The sequence below is a fragment of the Mycobacterium sp. GA-2829 genome (genome assembly GCF_001499965.1).
Lineage (GTDB): Bacteria > Actinomycetota > Actinomycetes > Mycobacteriales > Mycobacteriaceae > Mycobacterium.
In genome coordinates, this window is sequence record NZ_LQIT01000001.1 from 368873 (window position 1) to 389125 (window position 20253).

The following is a 20253-nucleotide window of genomic DNA, read 5'->3' on the forward strand; positions in this document are numbered from 1 at the left end:
GCGACACCTAGCATGGGACGAAGTGGGGTGACCATGTCTGGACCAGGGAAGGACCGAGTTGGCTGACCGCCTGATCGTCAAGGGTGCGCGCGAGCACAACCTGCGAAGCGTCGACCTTGACCTACCGCGCGACGCCCTGATCGTGTTCACCGGCCTGTCCGGTTCGGGCAAGTCGTCGCTGGCCTTCGACACGATCTTCGCCGAGGGGCAGCGACGCTACGTCGAATCGCTGTCGGCGTACGCCCGGCAGTTCCTCGGGCAGATGGACAAACCCGACGTCGACTTCATCGAGGGGCTCTCGCCCGCGGTGTCGATCGACCAGAAGTCGACCAACCGCAACCCGCGGTCGACGGTCGGCACCATCACCGAGGTCTACGACTACCTGCGTCTGCTCTACGCGCGCGCCGGCACCCCGCACTGCCCGGTGTGCGGGGAGCGCATCGCACGGCAGACCCCGCAGCAGATCGTCGACCAGGTCCTCGCCATGGACGAGGGGCTGCGCTTCCAGGTCCTCGCGCCCGTGGTGCGCACCCGCAAGGGTGAGTTCGTCGACCTGTTCGAGAAGCTGAACAGCCAGGGCTACAGCCGCGTCCGCGTCGACGGCGTCGTCTATCCGCTCACCGAGCCGCCGAAGCTCAAGAAGCAGGAGAAGCACGACATCGAGGTCGTCGTCGACCGGCTCACCGTCAAGGCCAGCGCCAAGCAGCGGCTCACCGATTCGGTGGAGACCGCGCTCGGCCTCGCCGACGGCATCGTCGTCCTCGAGTTCGTCGACCGCGAGGACGACCACCCGCACCGTGAGCAGCGGTTCTCCGAGAAACTGGCCTGCCCCAACGGTCACCCGCTGGCCGTCGACGACCTGGAACCGCGGTCGTTCTCGTTCAACTCCCCGTACGGCGCCTGCCCGGAATGCACCGGCCTCGGCATCCGCAAAGAGGTCGACCCCGAACTCGTCATCCCCGATCCGGACCTGACGCTCGCCGAAGGCGCGATCGCCCCGTGGTCGATGGGCCAGACCGCCGAGTACTTCACCCGGATGCTGACCGGTCTCGGCGAGTCGATGGGCTTCGACGTCGACACCCCGTGGAAGAAGCTGCCCGCCAAGGTGCGCCGCGCCATCCTCGAGGGCTGCGACGAGCAGGTGCACGTCAAGTACCGCAACCGCTACGGCCGCACCCGCTCCTACTACGCCGACTTCGAAGGCGTGATGGCGTTCCTGCAGCGCCGGATGGAGCAGACCGACTCCGAGCAGATGAAGGAGCGGTACGAGGGCTTCATGCGCGACGTGCCGTGCCCCGAGTGCGACGGCACCCGCCTCAAACCGGAGATCCTCGCGGTCACCATGGCCGCCGGTGACCACGGCGCCAAGTCGATCGCCGAGGTCGCCGAACTGTCGATCGCCGACTGTGCGGCCTTCCTGAACGCGCTGACGCTGGGTCACCGCGAACAGGCCATCGCCGGTCAGGTGCTCAAGGAGATCCAGTCCCGGCTGGGCTTCCTGCTCGACGTCGGCCTGGACTACCTGTCGCTGTCGCGGGCGGCGGCCACGCTGTCCGGCGGTGAGGCGCAGCGGATCCGGCTCGCCACCCAGATCGGGTCGGGGCTGGTCGGGGTGCTGTACGTCCTCGACGAACCGTCGATCGGCCTGCACCAGCGCGACAACCGCCGGCTCATCGACACCCTGACGCGGCTGCGCGAGCTCGGCAACACGCTGATCGTCGTCGAACACGACCTCGACACCATCGCGCACGCCGACTGGGTCGTCGACATCGGTCCCGCGGCCGGTGAGCACGGCGGACGCATCGTGCACAGCGGCACCTACAAGGAGCTGCTGCGCAACAAGGAGTCGCTGACCGGGGCCTACCTGTCGGGCCGCGAGAGCATCGAGGTGCCTGCGATCCGGCGGCCCATCGACCGCAAGCGCCAGATCACCGTGATCGGCGCGCGGGAGCACAACCTCAAGGACGTCGACGTCGCGTTCCCGCTCGGGGTGCTGACCTCGGTCACCGGGGTGTCGGGTTCGGGGAAGTCGACCCTGGTCAACGACATCCTGGCGTCCGTGCTGGCCAACAAGCTCAACGGCGCCCGCCAGGTGCCCGGCAGGCACACCCGGGTCAACGGCCTCGATCAGCTGGACAAGCTGGTGCGGGTGGACCAGTCGCCGATCGGGCGGACCCCGCGGTCGAACCCGGCCACCTACACCGGGGTGTTCGACAAGATCCGCTCCCTGTTCGCGGCGACCACCGAGGCCAAGGTCCGCGGCTACCAGCCCGGCCGGTTCTCCTTCAACGTCAAGGGCGGTCGCTGCGAAGCCTGTTCCGGTGACGGCACGATCAAGATCGAGATGAACTTCCTGCCGGACGTGTACGTCCCGTGCGAGGTGTGCCACGGCGCCCGCTACAACCGCGAGACACTCGAGGTGCACTACAAGGGCAAGACCATCGCCGAGGTGCTCGACATGCCGATCGAGGAGGCGACCGAGTTCTTCGAACCGATCAGTTCGATCCACCGCTACCTCAAGACGCTGGTCGACGTCGGGCTGGGCTACGTGCGGCTCGGACAGCCGGCGCCGACACTGTCCGGCGGTGAGGCCCAGCGCGTGAAGCTCGCGGCCGAACTGCAGAAGCGTTCGACCGGGCGGACGGTGTACATCCTCGACGAGCCGACCACCGGTCTGCACTTCGAGGACATCCGCAAGCTGCTCAAGGTCATCAACGGGCTGGTCGACAAGGGCAACACCGTCATCGTCATCGAGCACAACCTCGACGTCATCAAGACCTCGGACTGGATCATCGACATGGGTCCCGAGGGCGGCGCGGGCGGCGGCACCGTGGTGGCGCAGGGCACGCCCGAGGACGTGGCGGCCAACACCGCCAGCTACACCGGCCACTTCCTCGCCGAGATGCTCGAGGTGCCCGAACCCGCCCGCAAGCGGCGCAAGGTCAGCGCTTAGTCACCTCGTAGGCGTCGACGTCGAAGCGCCGGGTCTGGTTACGGAACCGGAACGTGAAGTCCGGCCACAGCGTGGTGTTGTTGCCGTGCGCGTCGAGGTACCAGCTCGCGCACTTACCGGTCATCCACACCGACCCCTTCAGTGCCTGCTGCAGGCGTTCGTTGTAGACGTCGAGCGCCTCCTGGGTGACCTCGACGGTGCGCAGACCCTGCCTTTCCATGGTCGAGACGGCGTCGACGACGTAGTTGAGCTGGCTCTCGATCATGTACACCATCGAGCTGTGACCCAGCCCGGTGTTGGGGCCGATGAGCACGAACATGTTGGGATACCCCGCGACGGTTGTGCCCTTGTAGGCGCGCATGCCCTTGTCGGCGAACCGCTGGGTCAGGCTGGCGCCGTCGGCGCCGCACACCGTGTCGAACATCGGGGAGTCGGTGACGTGGAAGCCGGTGGCGACGATGATCGCGTCGACCTCCCGCGCGGTGCCGTCGGCGGTGACGATGCGGCGGCCGTCGATCTCGTGGATGCCGTCGGTGACGAGGTCGACGTGGTCGCGGTCCAGCGTCGGATACCAGTCGTTGGAGATCAGCATGCGTTTGCAGCCGATGCGGAAGTTCGGGGTGACCTTGCGGCGCAGCGCGGTGTCCTTGATCTCGGTTCGGATTTTGAGGCGCGACAGCAGTTCGAACCCCTTCATCAGGTTCGGGTTCTTCGCCAGGCCGACGACCTGGACCTCGCGGCCGGCGTAGATCCCGGCCCGCGCGATGCGCAGGAAGCCGGGCACATTGCGGAACGCCCACTTCTCCGCGCCGGTGAACGGCCGGTCGAAGCGCGGCAGCAGCCACGGCGCGGTCCGCTGGTACACGTCGAGGTGGGCGACCTGATCGGCGATCGCCGGCACGATCTGAATGGCCGACGCGCCGGTGCCGATGACCGCGACGCGTTTGCCGGTCAGGTCGGCGTCGTGGTTCCAGCGCGCGGAGTGGAACATTTCGCCGTCAAAGGACTCGATGCCCGGGATGCCTGGCAGCGACGGTTCGGCCAGCGAGCCGAACGCGGTGATCAGCACGTCGGCGGTGACGGGTCCGCCGGTGGTCGACAATTCCCACTGCGCGGTCGTGGGATTCCAGGCGGCCCGCTTGACGGTGCAGTCGAAGCGGTGCCGGTCGAGCACGCCGTAGCGTTCGGCCACCTCCCGCAGATACGCCTCGATCTCCGGCTGTGCGGAGAACGAGCGGGTCCAATTCGGGTTCAGCGCAAACGAATACGAGTACAGGTGCGACGGCACGTCACACGCGGCTCCCGGGTACGTGTTGTCGCGCCAGGTGCCGCCGACGTCGGGCCCCCGCTCCAGGACGACGAAATCGCGGTGACCTGCCTGCTGCAGTCGGATCGCGGCGCCGAGACCGGAGAACCCACTGCCGATGATCGCGATCTTCATCGCAACCCCTTCCGTCGGTGGCCGTAGGTTAGCCACCCCGACACGGTCTGAATCAGCGTTTCGTCACCGGGGAGGGAAACCGCGGGCTCACGCGGGTCCCGGCCAACCACGCGGTGAGGGCTTCGGCGCGTTGCCCGAGTGCCGCCACCCCGTCGCGGCCGACGTCGTCGAGCAGGTGCAGCACCACCCGGCCGTCGGTGTCCTGGGTCCACGCGCCGACGATGCGGCCGTTCCACCACGCCGTCGGGCCGCCGTTGCCGTTGCGGTCGAACACGTGCCCGCGGTGCGGGCCGAGGTACCAGTCGCGGTCGAACCACCCCATGGTCGTGGGGTCCAGACCGGGCAGCAACGCCGCCCACGGCGCAGGCTCCGGTTCGGGGTCGAGGTCGTCCGGCAGCACGTACCCGGGCTGGCCGTGCAGGTCCACCTCGACGGCGCCGAGTGCGCGCAATGCCTGCCGCGCCCACGTCAGCGTGTGGCCGAACCACCACTTGACGTCGGTGACGGTCGCCGGGCCGAAGGTGCGCAGCCACCGGCCGACGGCGTCGACGGCCGCCTCGTCCGGCTCCACCGGGGCGTGCCCGTCGCGCAACCAGTCGGTGCGCAGCGTCCACCGCGGCCGGCTGACCGTCCAGCCGCCGTCGTTGGGTCCGCGCACGATGTCACCGCGCACGCCCAGCACCGTCAGCACCCGCGGACCAAGGGGGATGGTGCCGCCCCAGGTCTTCCCGGGTGCCGGGTCGTGGCTGCCCGCCAGTTCGGGCAGCGCGGCGCGCAGTTCGCGCGCACTGGTCGGCCCGTGCCGCCGCAGATGGGCGAGCACGGCCGCGCACGCGTCGTCCAGCCACCGTGCCCCGTCGGCGGCGATGCCCGCCTTCTCCGCGTCGGCGATCAGCCGTCGGCGTTCGTTGGCCGCGACGCGGTCACTGGCCGCGCTCTGGATGGTCGGCAGGTCCTCGCGGCGCACCACCCACAGCGTGCGCCGCATGGCGAGGTGTTTGACCACGGTGCGGCGGTCGTACAGGGCGCTGTCGAGATCGTCGCGGCCGAAGCCGTCGACACGCGCCCACAGTGTCAGGTACGGGGTGGCGGGATCGGTGGCGTGCAGCCCGACCAGCCGGGTGACGACGTCGTCGACGGACGTCCCGCGGTGCTCAGCGGTGAGGAGGTGTCTGCGGCCGAGCCGGGCGCGGCGTTCGTCGACGGTGAATGTGCGCAGCGCTCAACCCTTTTCGGTATCGCCGCCGCGCATCTGGTCGCGGATCTGGGCGAGCCGTTCGGCGGCCGCGCGTTGCCGCTCCTCGTACTGTTCGTCGGCGGTGCGGCCCTCAGGGGTCTCGGCCGCCAGTTCCGCCGCGCCGACCGCGCTGCCGTAGCGGCCCTCGATCTTCTCGCGCACCGAGTCGAAGGTGGGGACGCCGCCGGGGGTGTAGCCGGTGTCGAGCGCCTCCTCGGGCGGGGGCGGCGGCGCGGGCGTGGGTTCGTCGGCCATGCCGTCACCGTACTCGCGGGGGCCGACAACCGAATCACTTCACCGCGGCCGGGATGACGGGTGGCCCGGTTTGCGGTCGGGGCAACGGCACCGGAGGAACATCGGGCGTGCCGAGCTGCCCGGCGAGCCACGGCAGCGCGGCCGCGAAGGCCTGGGTGGCGAACGGCCAGTCGTGCATTCCGGGCTGGACGGCGACCGTGCAGTCGATGCCCTCCGCGGCGCCGAGCGCGCACAGCGTCGACGCCGCCGCGGTCTGCTCAGGACCCGCGGTGTTGGTGTCGAACCAGCCGGCGACGTCGGCGTAGCGGCCGTGCCTGGTCATCACCGTGGTGGGGTCATAGGCGGCCCACGACGCGGCGCTGCCCCCGAACAACCGCGCGATGGTCTGCTCCTTGGTCCCGGCGTTCGGGCTGAGGTCGCCTGCGATGTCCTCGAACGCGCTGAACAGCTCCGGGTGCATGACGCTGAGGTCCACCGCGCACGTCCCGCCCATCGACCACCCGACGATGCCCCAGTCCGACCGGTTCGAGCTGACGCCGAAATGCGAGATCACATAGGGCCGAACGTCTTTCGTGAGGTGGTCGGCGCTGTTGCCGCGGTTGCCGTCGACGCATTCGGTGTCGTTGTTGAACGCGCCGCCCGCATCGGCGAACACCAACACCGGTGCATACCCGTGGTGGGCGGCGGCGAAGGTGTCTGCGGTCGAGACGGCGTCACCCACCCGCACCCAGTCGGCGGGGGTGTTGAACTCGCCGCCGATCATCAGCACCGCAGGCAGCCGGGGCGGGGGAGACGTGGCGTACCAGGCGGGCGGCAGGTAGACCAGCTCGCTGCGGTGCCGGAAACCCGATGCGGCGTCGCCGGTTTCGACGGGCACGAGGGTGCCCTTGGCCGGGACCGCGTGGTGCTGCTGCAGCGCGGTGAGGGTCGCCAGGCTGATCTGATCGGGCAACGGCCCGGCCGTCAGCTGGTTCCACGCGGTCTGCACCGTCGGGAAGTATCCGGTCCACAGGTTGACCACGAGCAACACCGACAGCACGCACAGCGGCACCGTCACCACCGACACCGCCCGCCGCCACCGTGCCGCGCCCGGCCACCCGACCACCAGCACCACCACCGCGACCCCGACGAGCCCGATCCACACCCACAGCGACTGCGGCGCAGGGTCATCCGCCCAGCCCTGCGATGCGACGTACTCGAAGGCGGCGAGCGCGAGCAGCGCCCCGATCAGCAGCGCCCATGGCACCCACACCAGGCGCCAGCGCCGCGTCCGCCAGCCGATGGCCGCGGCCAGCGCGACGACCGCCGCGACGTGCACGACGAGGGGTAGCCACCCATGCATCAGCGAGACATGGTGGTGCAGTGTGTGTGCCGGGCCCACGGGGACATCGTGGCCCCGCCACCTTGGGGCCGGCTGTCAGCAGGCTGTCAACGTGGTTTGGCCAACGGGAACGGCAGCGTCTCCCGGATGCTGCGCCCGGTGATCAACATGACGACCCGGTCGACACCCATGCCGAGCCCGCCGGTCGGCGGCATCGCGTACTCCATCGCCTGCAGGAAGTCCTCGTCGAGTTCCATCGCCTCGGGATCGCCGCCCGCGGCGAGCAGGGACTGCTCCTGCAGCCGGCGGCGCTGTTCCACCGGATCGGTCAATTCGCTGTAGGCGGTGCCGAGTTCGACGCCCCAGGCGACGAGGTCCCACCGCTCGGCCACGCCGGGGATGCTGCGGTGCGGCCGGGTCAACGGCGACACCGACGTCGGGAAGTCCTTGTAGAACGTCGGCCTCGCGGTGCGGTCCTCGACCAGGTGCTCGTACATCTCGAGTACGACGGCGCCCTCGTCCCAGTGGGTCAGGTAGGGGATGCCCGCCGCGTCGGCGAGCTTGCGCAGCATGGGCAGTTCGGTGCCGGCGTCGATGTGTTCGCCGAGCGCCTCGGACACCGCGTCGTGGACGGTCTTGACCGTCCACGGGCCGGAGATGTCGACGGGTTCGAGCACACCGTCCGCACGGGGACGCATGAACACGTGCTCACCGTTGGCGGCCAACGCGGCGTTCTGAATCAGTTCGCGGCAGCCGTCGATCCACACGTTGTAGTCGGCGTGCGCCTGGTACGCCTCGAGCAGCGTGAACTCGGGGTTGTGAGAGAAGTCGACGCCCTCGTTGCGGAAGGCGCGGCCCAGCTCGAACACCCGCTCCACCCCGCCCACGCACAGCCGTTTGAGGTACAGCTCGGGCGCGATGCGCAGGTACAGGTCGAGGTCGTAGGCATTGATGTGGGTGAGGAACGGCCGCGCGTTGGCGCCGCCGTGGATCTGCTGCAGAATCGGCGTCTCGACCTCGAGGAAACCCTTGTGGTACAGGGTGTCCCGGATCGCGTGCAGCACACCGCTGCGGGCCCGGATCAGATCTCGTGCCTCGGTGTTCACCGCCAGGTCGACGTAGCGGGCCCGCACCCGGGCCTCCTGGTCGGTGAGGCCCTTCCACTTGTCCGGCAGCGGGCGCAGGCATTTGCCGGTGAGTCGCCAGCGCCGCACCAGCAGCGACCGGGTGCCGTTGCGGCTGTAGCCCATGGTGCCGGTCGCCTCGATGAGGTCGCCGAGGTCGATGGCGGCGGTGAAGTCGGCCGTGCCGCCTTCTTCGAGCGTCGAATTGTCCAGCAGCAGTTGGACTTCGCCGGACCAGTCCCGCAGCTGCGCGAACAGCACGCCGCCGTAGTCGCGGATGCGCAGCACCCGGCCCGCGACGCTCAGTTCGACGTCGTCGGGGGAGTCGATGGCCTCGGCCGCGGTGTGGCTGGGCGGTTGACCGACCGGATAGGCGTCGATCCCGTTGGCCTGCAGGGTCTTCAACTTGGCCATCCGGACCCGGACCTGTTCGGGCAGCCGTGGCGGTTCGGTGTCGGTGGTGTCGGTGTGCAGCGCCGCGAGATCGGGTGCGGTGCCGTCGGCGTGCAGCATCCCGCTGGCGATGAGGTCCGGCGGTGCCGAGGTGTGGTGTCCGGTGTGCTGTTTGTTGCGCCGTGAGAACGGCAGCACGAGAAAGCCCTCGGCGATCACCGAGGCCACCCCGACGCGGGGGATCAGCCGCGCGTCGTCGTAGCACGCGTAGCGGGGGACCCACTCCGGCTGGTACTTCATGTTCGACCGGTAGAGCGTCTCGAGCTGCCACCAGCGCGAGAAGAACACCAGCAGCCAGCGCCACAGCCGCGCGACCGGCCCCGCGCCGAGTTGGGCGCCCTGTTCGAACGCCGACCGGAACATCGCGAAGTTCAGCGAGACCCGGGTGACGCCGATGTCCTCGGCCTGCAGGCACAGCTCGCTGACCATCAACTCGATGGTGCCGTTGGTGGACTGCGGGGAGCGGCGCATCACGTCGAGGGAGACACCGTTGCTGCCCCACGGGACCAGCGACAGCATCGCCACCACCTGCTCGCCCTGCACGGCCTCCACGAGCAGGCAGTCGCTGTCGGCGGGATCCCCGAGCCGGCCCAGCGCCATCGAGAATCCGCGCTCGGTCTCGGTGTCCCGCCAGGCGTCGGCGTTGGCGATCACCTCGGCCATCTGTTCGGCGGACAGTTCCCGGTGTCGGCGGATGCGCACGGTCACCCCGGCGCGCCGGGCCCGGGTGACGGCCTGGCGCACCGCGCGCATGTCCGGGCCGGAGAGCCGGAAGCCGTCGGGGTGCAGGATCGCCTCGTCGCCGAGCTGGATGGCGTTGAGGCCGGCCGCGCGGAACGCCTCGGCGGCGCCGGCGCTGGCGCCCATCACGCCGGGCGCCCAGCCGTAGGTTTCACACAGCGCCAGCCACGCCTCGATCGCCTGCGGCCAGGCCTTGGGATCGCCGACGGGGTCGCCGCTGGCCAGGCAGACCCCGACCTCCACGCGGTAGGTGATCGCGGCGCGGCCGCTGGGCGCGAACACCACGGACTTGTCGCGGCGGGTGGCGAAGTAGCCGAGTGAGTCGTTCTTGCCATAGAGCTCCAGCAGCCCGCGGATCGCCGACTCGTCCTCACCGGTGAGCGCGTTCTCCGAGCGCTGCGACTGGAACAGCACGATCGCCGCCGCCATCAGGGCCAGCGCACCGAACAGACCGAGCAGTGCGTTGACGATGACGTGGGGGTGCTGGCCGTCGAACGCGCCCGCGTCCACACCGGCGAAGGCGAAGACCCGGTTGGCCGCGTAGGCGAGCCGGTAGTCGCGTTCGAGGCTGCCGGGGAACAGTTCGACCAGACCCCAGCCGACGAGGATGCCGACGGCCATGCCGGCGGCGAGCACCCCGGCGGCCTTGAACAGCGCCCCGCGCCGCACCCGTGCCCAGAACAGCGGGCGGGCCAGCAGCAGGAAGACGATCGCGGCCAGGTGGAACGCCAGCCCGATGACCTCACCGGTCTCCTCCACGATCGACTCGTCGCCGGTGAGCAGGTCGCCGACGTTCCACGCGAGCGCGCCGACCATGTACAGCAGCAGCACCCACCACGCGATGCGTTTGCGGGCGGCCAGCGCGCCGGCCAGGATCGCGAGCACGAACGCCCACGCGAAGCTGGTGTCGGGGAAGTTGAAGATGTAGTCGTTGACGAACTCGCGCGGCACCCGGATGACCGCCCGCACCAGCGGCGAGACGCTGGCGATGAGCGAGAGGGTGGCGATGACGCCGACGGTCCACCCGGCGGCCGCGGGCACCCACGAGTAACGGGAGGCGGTGTGCGCCCTCGGCGCACTGGTCAGCGTCATAGGCCGGGACAATATTCGCTCAGCGGGCGAAATGGTGGGAGCTGATCACCACACGGGGCCGGTGTATTTCTCGCCGGGACCCTTCCCGGGTTCGTCGGGGTGGGCGCTGGCTTCTCGGAACGCCAACTGCAGGGTCTTCAGACCGTCGCGCACCGGTCCGGCGTGGGGGCCGAGGTACTCGGCGGAGGCGGTCACCAGGCCCGCCAGGGCGGTGATCAGTCGGCGGGCCTCGTCGAGGTCACGGTGCGGGCTGTCCTCGGGATCGGGGTGCGAGAGGCCCAGTTTCTCGGCCGCGGCGCTCATCAGCATCACCGCCGAACGGGTGATCACCTCGACGGCCGGAATATCCTCGAGCTCGCGGATGCTTTGGTCATCGGTCATGCCTGCTAGACTTGCATGCGCGACCGTCCTGGCTGGCGCCAGGACAGCAAGTGGAGTCCCACTCCCACCGCTGGCCACTTCGGCACAGCGGTCCGGTCACCGGCATCGAGTATGCCGGTTCTGTGCTGTTCGGCACGGGCGGCGTATGCCGTGATCGGTCGGCACGGGCCCTGCGATGCAGGGCCTTCCTGCTCTCGCGGGCAGGTCGGATGGGCCGTTGGACTCCCCTGGAGAACACAACATAGGAGGCCCCATCAGCACTGAGACCCGCGTCAACGAGCGCATCCGCGTACCTGAAGTCCGTCTCATCGGACCGGGCGGTGAACAGGTAGGCATCGTGCGCATCGAAGATGCACTCCGCGTCGCCGCGGACGCCGATCTCGATCTCGTCGAAGTCGCACCGGACGCCAAGCCGCCCGTGTGCAAGATCATGGACTACGGCAAGTTCAAGTACGAGACGGCACAGAAGGCGCGCGAGTCTCGCAAGAACCAGCAGCAGACCGTCGTCAAGGAGCAGAAGCTCCGTCCCAAGATCGACCCGCACGATTACGAGACCAAGAAGGGTCACGTCATCCGCTTCCTGGAAGCAGGGTCCAAGGTCAAGGTGACGATCATGTTCCGCGGCCGTGAGCAGTCGCGACCCGAACTCGGGTTCCGGCTCCTGCAACGCCTGGGCGCCGACGTGGCCGAGTACGGCTTCGTCGAGACGTCCGCCAAGCAGGACGGGCGCAACATGACGATGGTGCTGGCACCGCACCGCGGCGCGAAGACTCGCGCCAAAGCGGCGGAGCAAGCCGAACGTCCCCGTGGTGAGTCCCCGGACGCCACGTAGAACCGCACGACACCGAACAGAATCAAGAGGACATCCATGCCCAAGGCCAAGACCCACAGCGGCGCTTCGAAGCGCTTCCGGCGCACCGGCACCGGAAAGATCGTGCGCCAGAAGGCCAACCGGCGCCACCTGATGGAGCACAAGCCCACGAAGCGCACCCGTCGTCTCGCCGGCCGTACCGAGGTGGCCGCCAACGACAACCGGCGCATCAACAAGATGCTCAACGGCTAGCGACGAACCAGACCTTTACCTTCCGCACGAGTTAGGAACCACCCATGGCACGCGTCAAGCGCGCAGTCAACGCCCAGAAGAAGCGCCGCACAGTTCTCAAGGCCTCCAAGGGCTACCGCGGTCAGCGGTCCCGCCTGTACCGCAAGGCCAAAGAGCAGCAGCTGCACTCACTCACCTACGCCTACCGCGACCGGCGGGCCCGCAAGGGTGAGTTCCGCAAGCTGTGGATCTCGCGGATCAACGCCGCCGCCCGCGCCAACGACATCACCTACAACCGGCTGATCCAGGGCCTCAAGGCCGCCGGTGTCGAGGTCGACCGCAAGAACCTCGCCGAGATCGCCGTCAGCGATGCCGCCGCGTTCACCGCGCTGGTCGAGGTCGCCAAGGCCGCGCTGCCCAGCGATGTCAACGCGCCCGCCGGAGAGGCCGCCTGAGCCTGCTCACCGAGCGCTCCACCCGCGTGGTGGCAGCGGTCAAACTTCACCGACACGTCGGTCGTCGCCGCGCCGCACGCTTCCTCGCCGAGGGTCCCAACCTCGTCGAGGCGGCGTTGCGGCGCGGAGTCGTTTCCGAGGTGTTCGCGACCGAGGCCGCCGCACAGCGGTTCTCGTCATTGCTGGGCGACGCTGACGTTCAGCTGGTCACCGAGCGGGCCGCGAAAGCGTTGTCGGACACCGTCACCCCGGTCGGGTTGGTCGCGGTGTGCACGATGCCCGAGGTCTCCCTCGACGCGGTGCTCGCCGGGGATCCCCGGTTGGTCGCGGTCGCGGTCGAGACGGCCGAACCCGGCAACGCGGGCACCCTGATCCGGCTGGCCGATGCGATGGGTGCCGATGCGGTGATCCTGGCCGGCCACAGCGTCGACCCCTACAACGGGAAATGCCTGCGCGCCTCGGCGGGCAGCATCTTCGGGCTGCCGGTGCTCGAGGCCCCCGACACCGCGGGGCTGATCGCCGCGCTGCGCGCGGCCGGGCTGACCGTGCTCGCGACCACGCTCGACGGGGAGGTCAGCCTCGACGATGCGGAGCTGGCCTCGCCGACGGCGTGGTTGTTCGGCCCCGAGGCGCACGGTCTGGCGCCGGAGGTGGCCGCGCTGGCCGATGCCCGCGTGACGATTCCGATGGCGGGCAGTGCCGAGAGCCTCAACGTCGCGGCGGCCGCGGCGATCTGCCTGTACCAGAGCGCCAGGGCGCTGCGCTCACTCCCGCGCCGAACGTGAACCCACTGCGAAGATCCGGCCGGAATTTCGCAATGAGTGCACGCTCGGCGCAGGCTCATGTGACCTAGTAGTCGCGCAGCAGCCCTTTGGCCACGTGGGTGATCTGCACTTCGTTGCTGCCCGCGTAGATCATCAGCGACTTCGCGTCGCGCGCCAGCTGTTCGACCCGGTACTCGGTCATGTAGCCGTTGCCACCGAACAGCTGCACGGCGTCCATGGCGACGTCGGTGGCGGCCTGCGAGCAGTACCACTTGATCGCCGACGCCTCGGCCAGTGAGATCGGGGATCCGGTCTGACCGGCCTCGATCACCCGGAACAGCATGTTGCGCACGTTCATCCGCGCCACCTCCATCGAGGCGAGCTTGAGCTGGATGAGCTGGAACTGACCGATCTCCTTACCCCACAGCGTGCGGCTGCGGGCGTAGTCGACCGAGAGCTTCAGGCACTCCTCGATGACCCCGAGCGCCATGGCGGCCACGCCGATGCGTTCGGCCGAGAAGCTCGACCGCGCGCTCTCCCTGCCGTCACCGGAGGCGTTGTCCTCAGTCTCACCGAGCAGCCGGTCGCGGCCCAACCGCACGTTGTTGAAGAACAGCTCGCCGGTGCGCGACGAGTGAATGCCCATCTTGCGGAACGGCTTCGACTGCACGAAGCCCTCCATGCCGCGGTCGAGCACGAACGTGAGCACCTTACGATCGCGCTTGTCTACTCCGTCGCCCTCATCCAACTTGGCGTAGACCACCACCACGTCCGCGTCGGGTCCGTTGGTGATGAACGTCTTCTGGCCGTTGAGGATGTAGTCGTCACCGTCGCGGACCACATAGGACTTCATGCCGCCGAACGCATCCGAGCCGGAATCCGGCTCGGTGATCGCCCACGCGCCGACCTTCTCGTAGGTGACCAGCCCGGGCAGCCAGCGCTCCTGCTGGGCCAGCGTGCCGCGGCTCATGATGGTGGGCACGGTCAGGCCCAGGCTGACGCCCATTCCGGTGACGACGCCCATGCACACCCGGCACAGTTCGCTGACCACGACGAAGCCCATCCCGCTGCCGCCGTCGCCGAACATGCCGCCGGACTTGCCGCCGCCGGACGAGGAGCCGCCCTCCCGCAGCCGGGCGAGGCGCTTCTCCAGCGACTCCTTGGCCATCGCATCGATTCCGAAGGTGCTGAACAGCTTTCGGATGATGGGGTAGGGCTCCATCTCGCCGCTCTCCAGAGCGTCGACATGCGGACGTATTTCCTTGTCGACGAACTCGCGGACGGCATCGCGCACGGCGAGATCGACATCAGACCACTCGAGCATGCCCTTCAGGCTGCCTTATCCCGTCCGCGCGCCGGACGCAGGGCTGCCAAAGACAACGTCGTGTGCACCAGCGAGCCGGCCTTGTCGAGCAGTGTCCTGCGGCGCGGGACGTAGTGCATGGGCAGTCCGCGACGGTCGGCGGGCGGCCCCATGAACGCGGGCGCCTCGACGAGCGGGGCATCCTGCGGGAGTTTTCCTTCGGCGCGGCGGTAGGCGGCCAGCGCCCGCGGATGCAGCCGGATCTCGTCGGGGACGGCGACGAACGCCATCTCGACCAGTTTGCCGAACAGCCGCAGCAGCACCTCGTCGCCCGGCGTCCACCGCATCCCCGCGCGTTCGCGCACCGCGGGCTCGAACAACCCCGCGGCGATCCAGCGCTGCGCACCCAGCATCGGCTTGAACATCTGGTCCCACACCGGCGTCGGCATCAGCACGAACCACGGTTTGGGGATCCGCATCGAGAAGATGTCCAGCGTCGCCCGGTTGATCTCGAGTTCCTCGCGGCACTTGCGGTCCCAGTACTCGCAGAACTCCTCCCACGAACCCGGCACCGGACGCATGCTCATCCCGTACATCCGGTACCACTGCACGTGTTCGTCGAACAACTGCCGTTTCTCGGCCTCGGTGAGCCCGCCGCAGAAGTACTCGGCGGTCTTGATGATCAGCATGAAGAACGTGGCGTGCGCCCAGTAGAACGTCTCGGGGTTGAGTGCGTGGTAGCGACGGCCGGCGTGGTCGGTGCCCTTGATGGTGGTGTGGAAGCCCTTGATCTGTTCCCCGGTCTGCGAGGCGCGGTCACCGTCGTAGACCACACCCATGATCGGGTACACCGAACGCGCCACCCGCTGCAGCGGCTCACGCAACAGGATCGAGTGGTCCTCCACGCCGGCGCCGAGTTCGGGATACATGTTCTGGATCGCGCCGATCCACACGCCCAGCATCCCGGTGCGCAGATCCCCGAAGTACTTCCACGTCAGCGAATCCGGACCCAGGGGTCCGTCGGTGGTGTGGGGTGTGGTCGCGGTCATCGGTTCCTCGCTGACTCGATGCTCACTGTGATCCACACCATAGTGATGACAACGTTTGTTGTCCACGACGCCACGCGGGCGCCCGACGGCGCGCCGCATACGCTGACGAGGTGGAGCTCGAGGCATCCGGCGATCGGTCCGGTGGTGGCGGCGGACCGTTGGGCTGGCTCTACAACGCCAACCACAGCCCCGGGGTGGTCGGCTTCCTGCGCCGGGCCCGCCGCGCGCTGCCGGGGGATCCGGACTTCGGCGACCCGCTGTCGGCCGACGGTGACGGTGGCCCCCGCGCGGCCGCCCGCGTCGCCGACCGGCTCCTCGACCGCGAGGCCGCGTCCCGGGAGGTCAGCCTCGGCGCGCTGCAGATCTGGCAGGCCGTCACCGAGCGGGTGTCGGGCAAGCCGGCCAACCCGGAGGTGACGCTGGTCTTCTGTGACCTCGTCGGCTTCTCGTCGTGGTCGCTGACCGTCGGTGACGACGCGACCCTGCGGTTGCTGCGCCGGGTCGCGCAGGCCTATGAGCCGCCGCTGCTGGAGGCGGGCGGGCGCATCGTCAAACGCCTGGGCGACGGGTCCATGGCGGTGTTCTCCGACCCCGGCACCGCGGTGCGCGCGGCGCTGGCGGCGATGCGCGCGGTTCGCACCGTCGAGGTCGACGGCTATCAGCCGCGGATGCGTGTCGGGATCCACACCGGACGGCCCCAGCGCATCGGCTCGGACTGGCTCGGGGTGGACGTCAACATCGCGGCGCGGGTGATGGAGCGGGCGACCCGCGGTGGGCTCATCGTCTCGCAGGCCACGCTCGACGGGATCCCCGCCGACGAGTTCCAGGCTCTCGACGTCACGGTCAAGCGGCAGCGCCGCCAGGTGTTCACCCTCAAATCCGACGGGGTGCCCTCGGATCTGGCGATGTACCGGTTGCACACTTCCCGCGACACCTGACGGCCGTCGGGGCGCGGGGAGCGATCACCTATGATCGCCGGGTGGCTGAGCAGCCCGGAATGGCCGGAAACCTGTCTGAAGAGGCGTTGACCGATGCGGTCACCGCGGCCCGCCGCGCGTTCGATTCGGCCGCCGATCTCGATGCGCTGGCCCGCGCCAAGACCGAGCACCTCGGTGACCGGTCGCCGATCGCGGTGGCCCGGCAGTCGCTCGGCAGCCTGCCGAAGAGTGAGCGTGCCGATGCGGGCAAGCGGGTCAACGTCGCCCGCACCGACGCGCAGCGCGGCTACGACGAGCGTCTCGCGGCGCTGCGGGCCGAACGCGACGCGGCCGTGCTGGTCGCCGAACGCATCGACGTCACGCTGCCTTCGACGCGGCAGCCGGTCGGCGCCCGCCACCCGATCACGATCCTGGCCGAGAACATCGCCGACACGTTCGTGGCGATGGGCTGGGAACTCGCCGAGGGCCCCGAGGTCGAGACCGAACAATTCAACTTCGACGCGCTGAACTTCCCGCCGGACCATCCCGCCCGCAGTGAGCAGGACACGTTCTACGTCGCCCCGGACGGGTCGCGTCAGGTGCTGCGCACCCACACCTCACCCGTGCAGATCCGCGCCCTGCTGGAACGCGAGCTGCCGGTGTACATCATCTCGATCGGCCGCACGTTCCGCACCGACGAACTGGACTCGACCCACACCCCGGTGTTCCACCAGGTCGAGGGGCTCGCCGTCGACCGGGGACTGACGATGGCGCATCTGCGCGGCACCCTGGACGCGTTCGCGCGCGCCCAGTTCGGCCCGCAGGGCGGTACGCGGTTCCGGCCGCACTTCTTCCCGTTCACCGAACCGTCGGCCGAGGTCGACGTGTGGTTCCCCGGTAAGAAGGGCGGGCCGGGCTGGGTCGAGTGGGGCGGCTGCGGGATGGTCAATCCGAATGTGTTGCGAGCGTGCGGGATCGACCCCGACGAGTACTCCGGCTTCGCATTCGGCATGGGTTTGGAGCGAACATTGCAGTTCCGCAACGGGATTCCCGACATGCGCGACATGGTCGAAGGTGACGTCCGGTTCTCCCTGCCGTTCGGGGTGGGCGCCTGATGCGGTTGCCGTACAGCTGGCTGCGCGAGGTCGTGGCCGCCGGGGCGCCCGGCTGGGACGTCCCCGCCGACGAACTCGAGCAGACCTTCATCCGCATCGGCCACGAGGTCGAGGGGGTGCACCCCGTCGGCCCGGTGACCGGGCCGCTGACGGTCGGGCGGGTCGCCGAGATCGAGGAGCTCACCGAGTTCAAGAAGCCGATCCGCGCCGTGAAGGTCGATGTCGGGGAAGCTGAGCCGCGCGACATTGTTTGCGGTGCAACGAATTTCGCGGTCGGCGATCTGGTGGTCGTGGCGCTGCCCGGCACTGTGCTGCCCGGTGACTTCGCCATCGCCACCCGCAAGACCTACGGCCGTACCTCCGACGGCATGATCTGCTCGGTCTCCGAACTCAACCTGGGTTCTGACCACTCCGGGATCTTGGTGCTGCCGCCGGGCACCGCTGCGCCGGGCACCCCGGCCGCCGAGGTGCTCGGACTCGACGACGTCGTGTTCGACCTGGCGGTGACCCCGGACCGCGGCTACTGCCTGTCGGTGCGGGGGATGGCGCGCGAGATCGCGTGCGCCTACGACCTGGACTATGCGGACCCCGCCGACGTGCCCGCGCTGCCCGTCGGGGGCGAGGCGCTGCCCGTCACGATCGAACCCGGCACCGGGGTGGTGCGCTTCGGGCTGCGGCCGGTCACCGGCATCGATCCGACCGCGGTCTCGCCGTGGTGGTTGCAGCGCCGGCTGCTGCTGTCGGGCATCCGCGCGATCTCGCCGGCGGTCGACGTCACCAACTATGTGATGCTCGAACTCGGCCATCCGATGCACGCCCACGACAGCTCGCTGATCACCGGCGGGTTCCGGGTGCGCTTCGCCGAGCCCGGCGAGACGGTCGTGACGCTCGACGACGTCGAACGCCGGCTCGATCCGGCCGACGTGCTGATCGTCGACGACGCCGCGACCGCCGCCATCGGCGGTGTGATGGGCGCGGGCACCACCGAGGTCCGCGAGACCACGACCGACGTGATGCTCGAAGCGGCGGTGTGGGATCCGGCGGCGGTGTCGCGGACCCAGCGCCGGCTGCACCTGGCCAGCGAGGCGGGCAGGCGCTACGAGCGCACGGTCGACCCGGCGGTCTCCGTCGCGGCGCTCGACCGGTGCTCAGCGCTGCTCGCCGAGATCGCGGGCGGAACCGCGCAGCCCCGGCTGACCGACTGGCGGGGCGATCCGCCGCGCGAGGACTGGTCACCCGCCCCGGTGTCGATGGCGCTCGACCGCCCCGACCGCACTGCTGGCGTCGACTACGCGCCGGGCACCACGCAGAAGCGGCTCACCCAGATCGGCGCCGTCGTCACCGTCGACGGCGACCGCGTGACGGCCGTCCCGCCGAGCTGGCGCCCCGACCTCCGGCAGCCCGCCGACCTGGTCGAGGAGGTGCTGCGGCTGGAGGGTCTCGAGCAGATCCCCTCGGTGCTGCCCGCCGCCCCGGCCGGCCGCGGCCTGACCCCGGTGCAGAAGCGCCGCCGCGCGATCGGCAAATCGCTGGCGCTCAGCGGCTACGTCGAGATCCTGCCCACTCCGTTCCTGCCCGCGGGCGTCTTCGACGTGTGGGGCCTCGACGCCGACGACCCGCGCCGGGCCACCACCCAGGTGCTCAACCCCTTGGAGGCCGACCGCCCGCACCTGGCCACCACGCTGCTGCCCGGTCTGCTGGAAGCGTTGGCGCGCAACGTCTCTCGCGGTGCGGCCGACGCGGCGCTGTTCGCGATCGCCCAGGTGGTCGAGCCCACGGAGCAGACCAGGGCCGTAGAGCGCATCCCGAACGACCGGCGTCCCACCGACGACGAGATCGCCACCCTCGACGCGTCCCTGCCGCGCCAGCCGCAGCACGTCGCCGCGGTGCTGAGCGGGCTGCGGGAGCCGGCGGGACCGTGGGGGAAGGGCCGCCCCGTGGAGGCCGCCGACGCGTTCGAGGCCGTCCGCATCGTCGGCCGCGCCGCCGGTGTCGAGTTCACGTTCCGCTCCGCGCAGTACCTGCCCTGGCATCCGGGGCGGTGCGCCGAGGTGCTCGTCGGCGCCACCGTCGTCGGTCACGCCGGACAGCTGCACCCGGCGGTCGTCGAGCGGGCCGGGCTGCCCAAGGGCACGTGCGCGGTCGAACTCGACCTCGACGCCGTCCCGCTCACTGAACTGCTGCCCGCGCCGCGGGTGTCGCCGTTCCCGGCGGTGTTCCAGGACATCAGCCTGATCGTGGCCGAGGACGTCGCCGCGCAGAGCGTCATCGACGCGGTCCGCTCCGGGGCGGGCGACCTGCTCGAGGATGTGCGGCTGTTCGACGTCTACACCGGGCCGCAGATCGGGGAGGGCCGCAAGTCGCTGGCGTTGGCGCTGCGGTTCCGCGCCGCCGACCGGACGCTGACCGAGGACGAGGCCAGCGCCGCCCGCGACACCGCCGTGCAGGCCGCTGCGGAGCAGTTGGGTGCCGAACAGCGCCGCTGACCGCGTTGGAACTTCGCGCGAGCAGACACAGATTCGCGTGATCTGACCGCGTAGGACGCGAATCTGTGTCTGTTCGGGCGCCCCGCGGTTTAATGAGTTTGCAATTGACTGCATAAAGATGCAG

General features: G+C 69.6%; 16 protein-coding genes. 8 read left to right on the plus strand and 8 right to left on the minus strand.

Annotated elements, in window-relative coordinates:
- The first annotated feature begins 58 nt into the window (after positions 1 to 58).
- Positions 59 to 2953, plus strand: coding sequence for an excinuclease ABC subunit UvrA (gene uvrA, locus AU194_RS01690; protein WP_059087459.1), 2895 nt, complete (start codon positions 59 to 61; stop codon positions 2951 to 2953).
- Here the strand turns inward: uvrA and AU194_RS01695 are convergent.
- The 6 genes from AU194_RS01695 to AU194_RS01720 all read right to left on the minus strand — a co-directional run bounded on the left by AU194_RS01695 (position 2943) and on the right by AU194_RS01720 (position 10998).
- Positions 2943 to 4394, minus strand: coding sequence for an NAD(P)/FAD-dependent oxidoreductase (locus tag AU194_RS01695; protein ID WP_059087460.1), 1452 nt, complete (start codon positions 4392 to 4394; stop codon positions 2943 to 2945). The genes uvrA and AU194_RS01695 overlap by 11 nt on opposite strands.
- Before the next feature lie 52 nt (positions 4395 to 4446).
- Complete coding sequence (locus tag AU194_RS01700; RefSeq protein ID WP_059087461.1) at positions 4447 to 5613, minus strand: winged helix DNA-binding domain-containing protein; 1167 nt, start codon at positions 5611 to 5613, stop codon at positions 4447 to 4449.
- Positions 5614 to 5616: 3 nt separating this feature from the next.
- Entirely contained in the window at positions 5617 to 5886 is a 270-nt protein-coding gene (locus tag AU194_RS01705; protein ID WP_059087462.1) for a hypothetical protein, read from the minus strand.
- Positions 5887 to 5920: 34 nt separating this feature from the next.
- On the minus strand, positions 5921 to 7228 hold the full coding sequence (locus tag AU194_RS01710; protein WP_059087530.1) for an alpha/beta hydrolase family protein: 1308 nt from the start codon (positions 7226 to 7228) through the stop codon (positions 5921 to 5923).
- Positions 7229 to 7314: 86 nt separating this feature from the next.
- The gene (gene lysX / locus AU194_RS01715; protein ID WP_059087463.1) at positions 7315 to 10617 is read right to left on the minus strand and encodes a bifunctional lysylphosphatidylglycerol synthetase/lysine--tRNA ligase LysX; all 3303 of its coding nucleotides are present in this window, start codon (positions 10615 to 10617) and stop codon (positions 7315 to 7317) included.
- 45 nt (positions 10618 to 10662) lie between these two features.
- Positions 10663 to 10998, minus strand: coding sequence for a DUF1844 domain-containing protein (locus AU194_RS01720; RefSeq protein WP_059087464.1), 336 nt, complete (start codon positions 10996 to 10998; stop codon positions 10663 to 10665).
- A 253-nt stretch (positions 10999 to 11251) separates the two neighbouring features.
- Between AU194_RS01720 and infC the strand changes: the two genes are divergently transcribed.
- From infC to AU194_RS01740, 4 genes are read left to right on the plus strand one after another with little or no spacing between them, the layout of a single operon-like run.
- Complete coding sequence (gene infC / locus AU194_RS01725) at positions 11252 to 11830, plus strand: translation initiation factor IF-3 (RefSeq protein WP_197417487.1); 579 nt, start codon at positions 11252 to 11254, stop codon at positions 11828 to 11830.
- A 36-nt stretch (positions 11831 to 11866) separates the two neighbouring features.
- Positions 11867 to 12061 (plus strand): 50S ribosomal protein L35, encoded by a 195-nt coding sequence (rpmI, locus tag AU194_RS01730; protein WP_059087466.1) that lies wholly within the window; start codon positions 11867 to 11869, stop codon positions 12059 to 12061.
- A 44-nt stretch (positions 12062 to 12105) separates the two neighbouring features.
- Complete coding sequence (gene rplT, locus AU194_RS01735; RefSeq protein ID WP_059087467.1) at positions 12106 to 12495, plus strand: 50S ribosomal protein L20; 390 nt, start codon at positions 12106 to 12108, stop codon at positions 12493 to 12495.
- Positions 12496 to 12497: 2 nt separating this feature from the next.
- Positions 12498 to 13280, plus strand: coding sequence for a TrmH family RNA methyltransferase (locus tag AU194_RS01740; protein WP_369804012.1), 783 nt, complete (start codon positions 12498 to 12500; stop codon positions 13278 to 13280).
- A 64-nt stretch (positions 13281 to 13344) separates the two neighbouring features.
- Here the strand turns inward: AU194_RS01740 and AU194_RS01745 are convergent, their stop codons facing one another.
- Complete coding sequence (locus AU194_RS01745; protein WP_059087469.1) at positions 13345 to 14583, minus strand: acyl-CoA dehydrogenase family protein; 1239 nt, start codon at positions 14581 to 14583, stop codon at positions 13345 to 13347.
- 5 nt (positions 14584 to 14588) lie between these two features.
- On the minus strand, positions 14589 to 15611 hold the full coding sequence (locus tag AU194_RS01750; RefSeq protein ID WP_059087531.1) for an oxygenase MpaB family protein: 1023 nt from the start codon (positions 15609 to 15611) through the stop codon (positions 14589 to 14591).
- A 110-nt stretch (positions 15612 to 15721) separates the two neighbouring features.
- On the opposite strand from AU194_RS01750, the gene AU194_RS01755 reads away from it, so the two are divergent.
- Genes AU194_RS01755 through pheT form a run of 3 tightly spaced genes read left to right on the plus strand, consistent with a single transcriptional unit; the run spans position 15722 to position 20129 of the window.
- Positions 15722 to 16549, plus strand: coding sequence for an adenylate/guanylate cyclase domain-containing protein (locus AU194_RS01755; RefSeq protein WP_059087470.1), 828 nt, complete (start codon positions 15722 to 15724; stop codon positions 16547 to 16549).
- Positions 16550 to 16608: 59 nt separating this feature from the next.
- Complete coding sequence (pheS, locus tag AU194_RS01760) at positions 16609 to 17643, plus strand: phenylalanine--tRNA ligase subunit alpha (RefSeq protein ID WP_059087471.1); 1035 nt, start codon at positions 16609 to 16611, stop codon at positions 17641 to 17643.
- Positions 17643 to 20129, plus strand: a complete 2487-nt coding sequence (gene pheT, locus AU194_RS01765; protein ID WP_059087472.1) for a phenylalanine--tRNA ligase subunit beta — start codon at positions 17643 to 17645, stop codon at positions 20127 to 20129. Before pheS ends, pheT begins: the two co-directional genes overlap by 1 nt.
- Positions 20130 to 20253: the final 124 nt, after the last annotated feature.

Excerpts from the sequence above, each read along its gene's own strand:
- AU194_RS01695 (WP_059087460.1), bottom strand. The coding sequence starts at position 4,394 with ATGAAGATCGCGATCATCGGCAGTGGGTTCTCCGGTCTCGGCGCCGCG.
- AU194_RS01705 (WP_059087462.1), bottom strand. The coding sequence starts at position 5,886 with ATGGCCGACGAACCCACGCCCGCGCCGCCGCCCCCGCCCGAGGAGGCG.
- AU194_RS01710 (WP_059087530.1), bottom strand. The coding sequence starts at position 7,228 with ATGCATGGGTGGCTACCCCTCGTCGTGCACGTCGCGGCGGTCGTCGCG.
- lysX (WP_059087463.1), bottom strand. The coding sequence starts at position 10,617 with ATGACGCTGACCAGTGCGCCGAGGGCGCACACCGCCTCCCGTTACTCG.
- AU194_RS01720 (WP_059087464.1), bottom strand. The coding sequence starts at position 10,998 with ATGACCGATGACCAAAGCATCCGCGAGCTCGAGGATATTCCGGCCGTC.
- rpmI (WP_059087466.1), top strand. The coding sequence starts at position 11,867 with ATGCCCAAGGCCAAGACCCACAGCGGCGCTTCGAAGCGCTTCCGGCGC.
- rplT (WP_059087467.1), top strand. The coding sequence starts at position 12,106 with ATGGCACGCGTCAAGCGCGCAGTCAACGCCCAGAAGAAGCGCCGCACA.
- AU194_RS01745 (WP_059087469.1), bottom strand. The coding sequence starts at position 14,583 with ATGCTCGAGTGGTCTGATGTCGATCTCGCCGTGCGCGATGCCGTCCGC.
- AU194_RS01750 (WP_059087531.1), bottom strand. The coding sequence starts at position 15,611 with ATGACCGCGACCACACCCCACACCACCGACGGACCCCTGGGTCCGGAT.
- pheS (WP_059087471.1), top strand. The coding sequence starts at position 16,609 with ATGGCCGGAAACCTGTCTGAAGAGGCGTTGACCGATGCGGTCACCGCG.
- pheT (WP_059087472.1), top strand. The coding sequence starts at position 17,643 with ATGCGGTTGCCGTACAGCTGGCTGCGCGAGGTCGTGGCCGCCGGGGCG.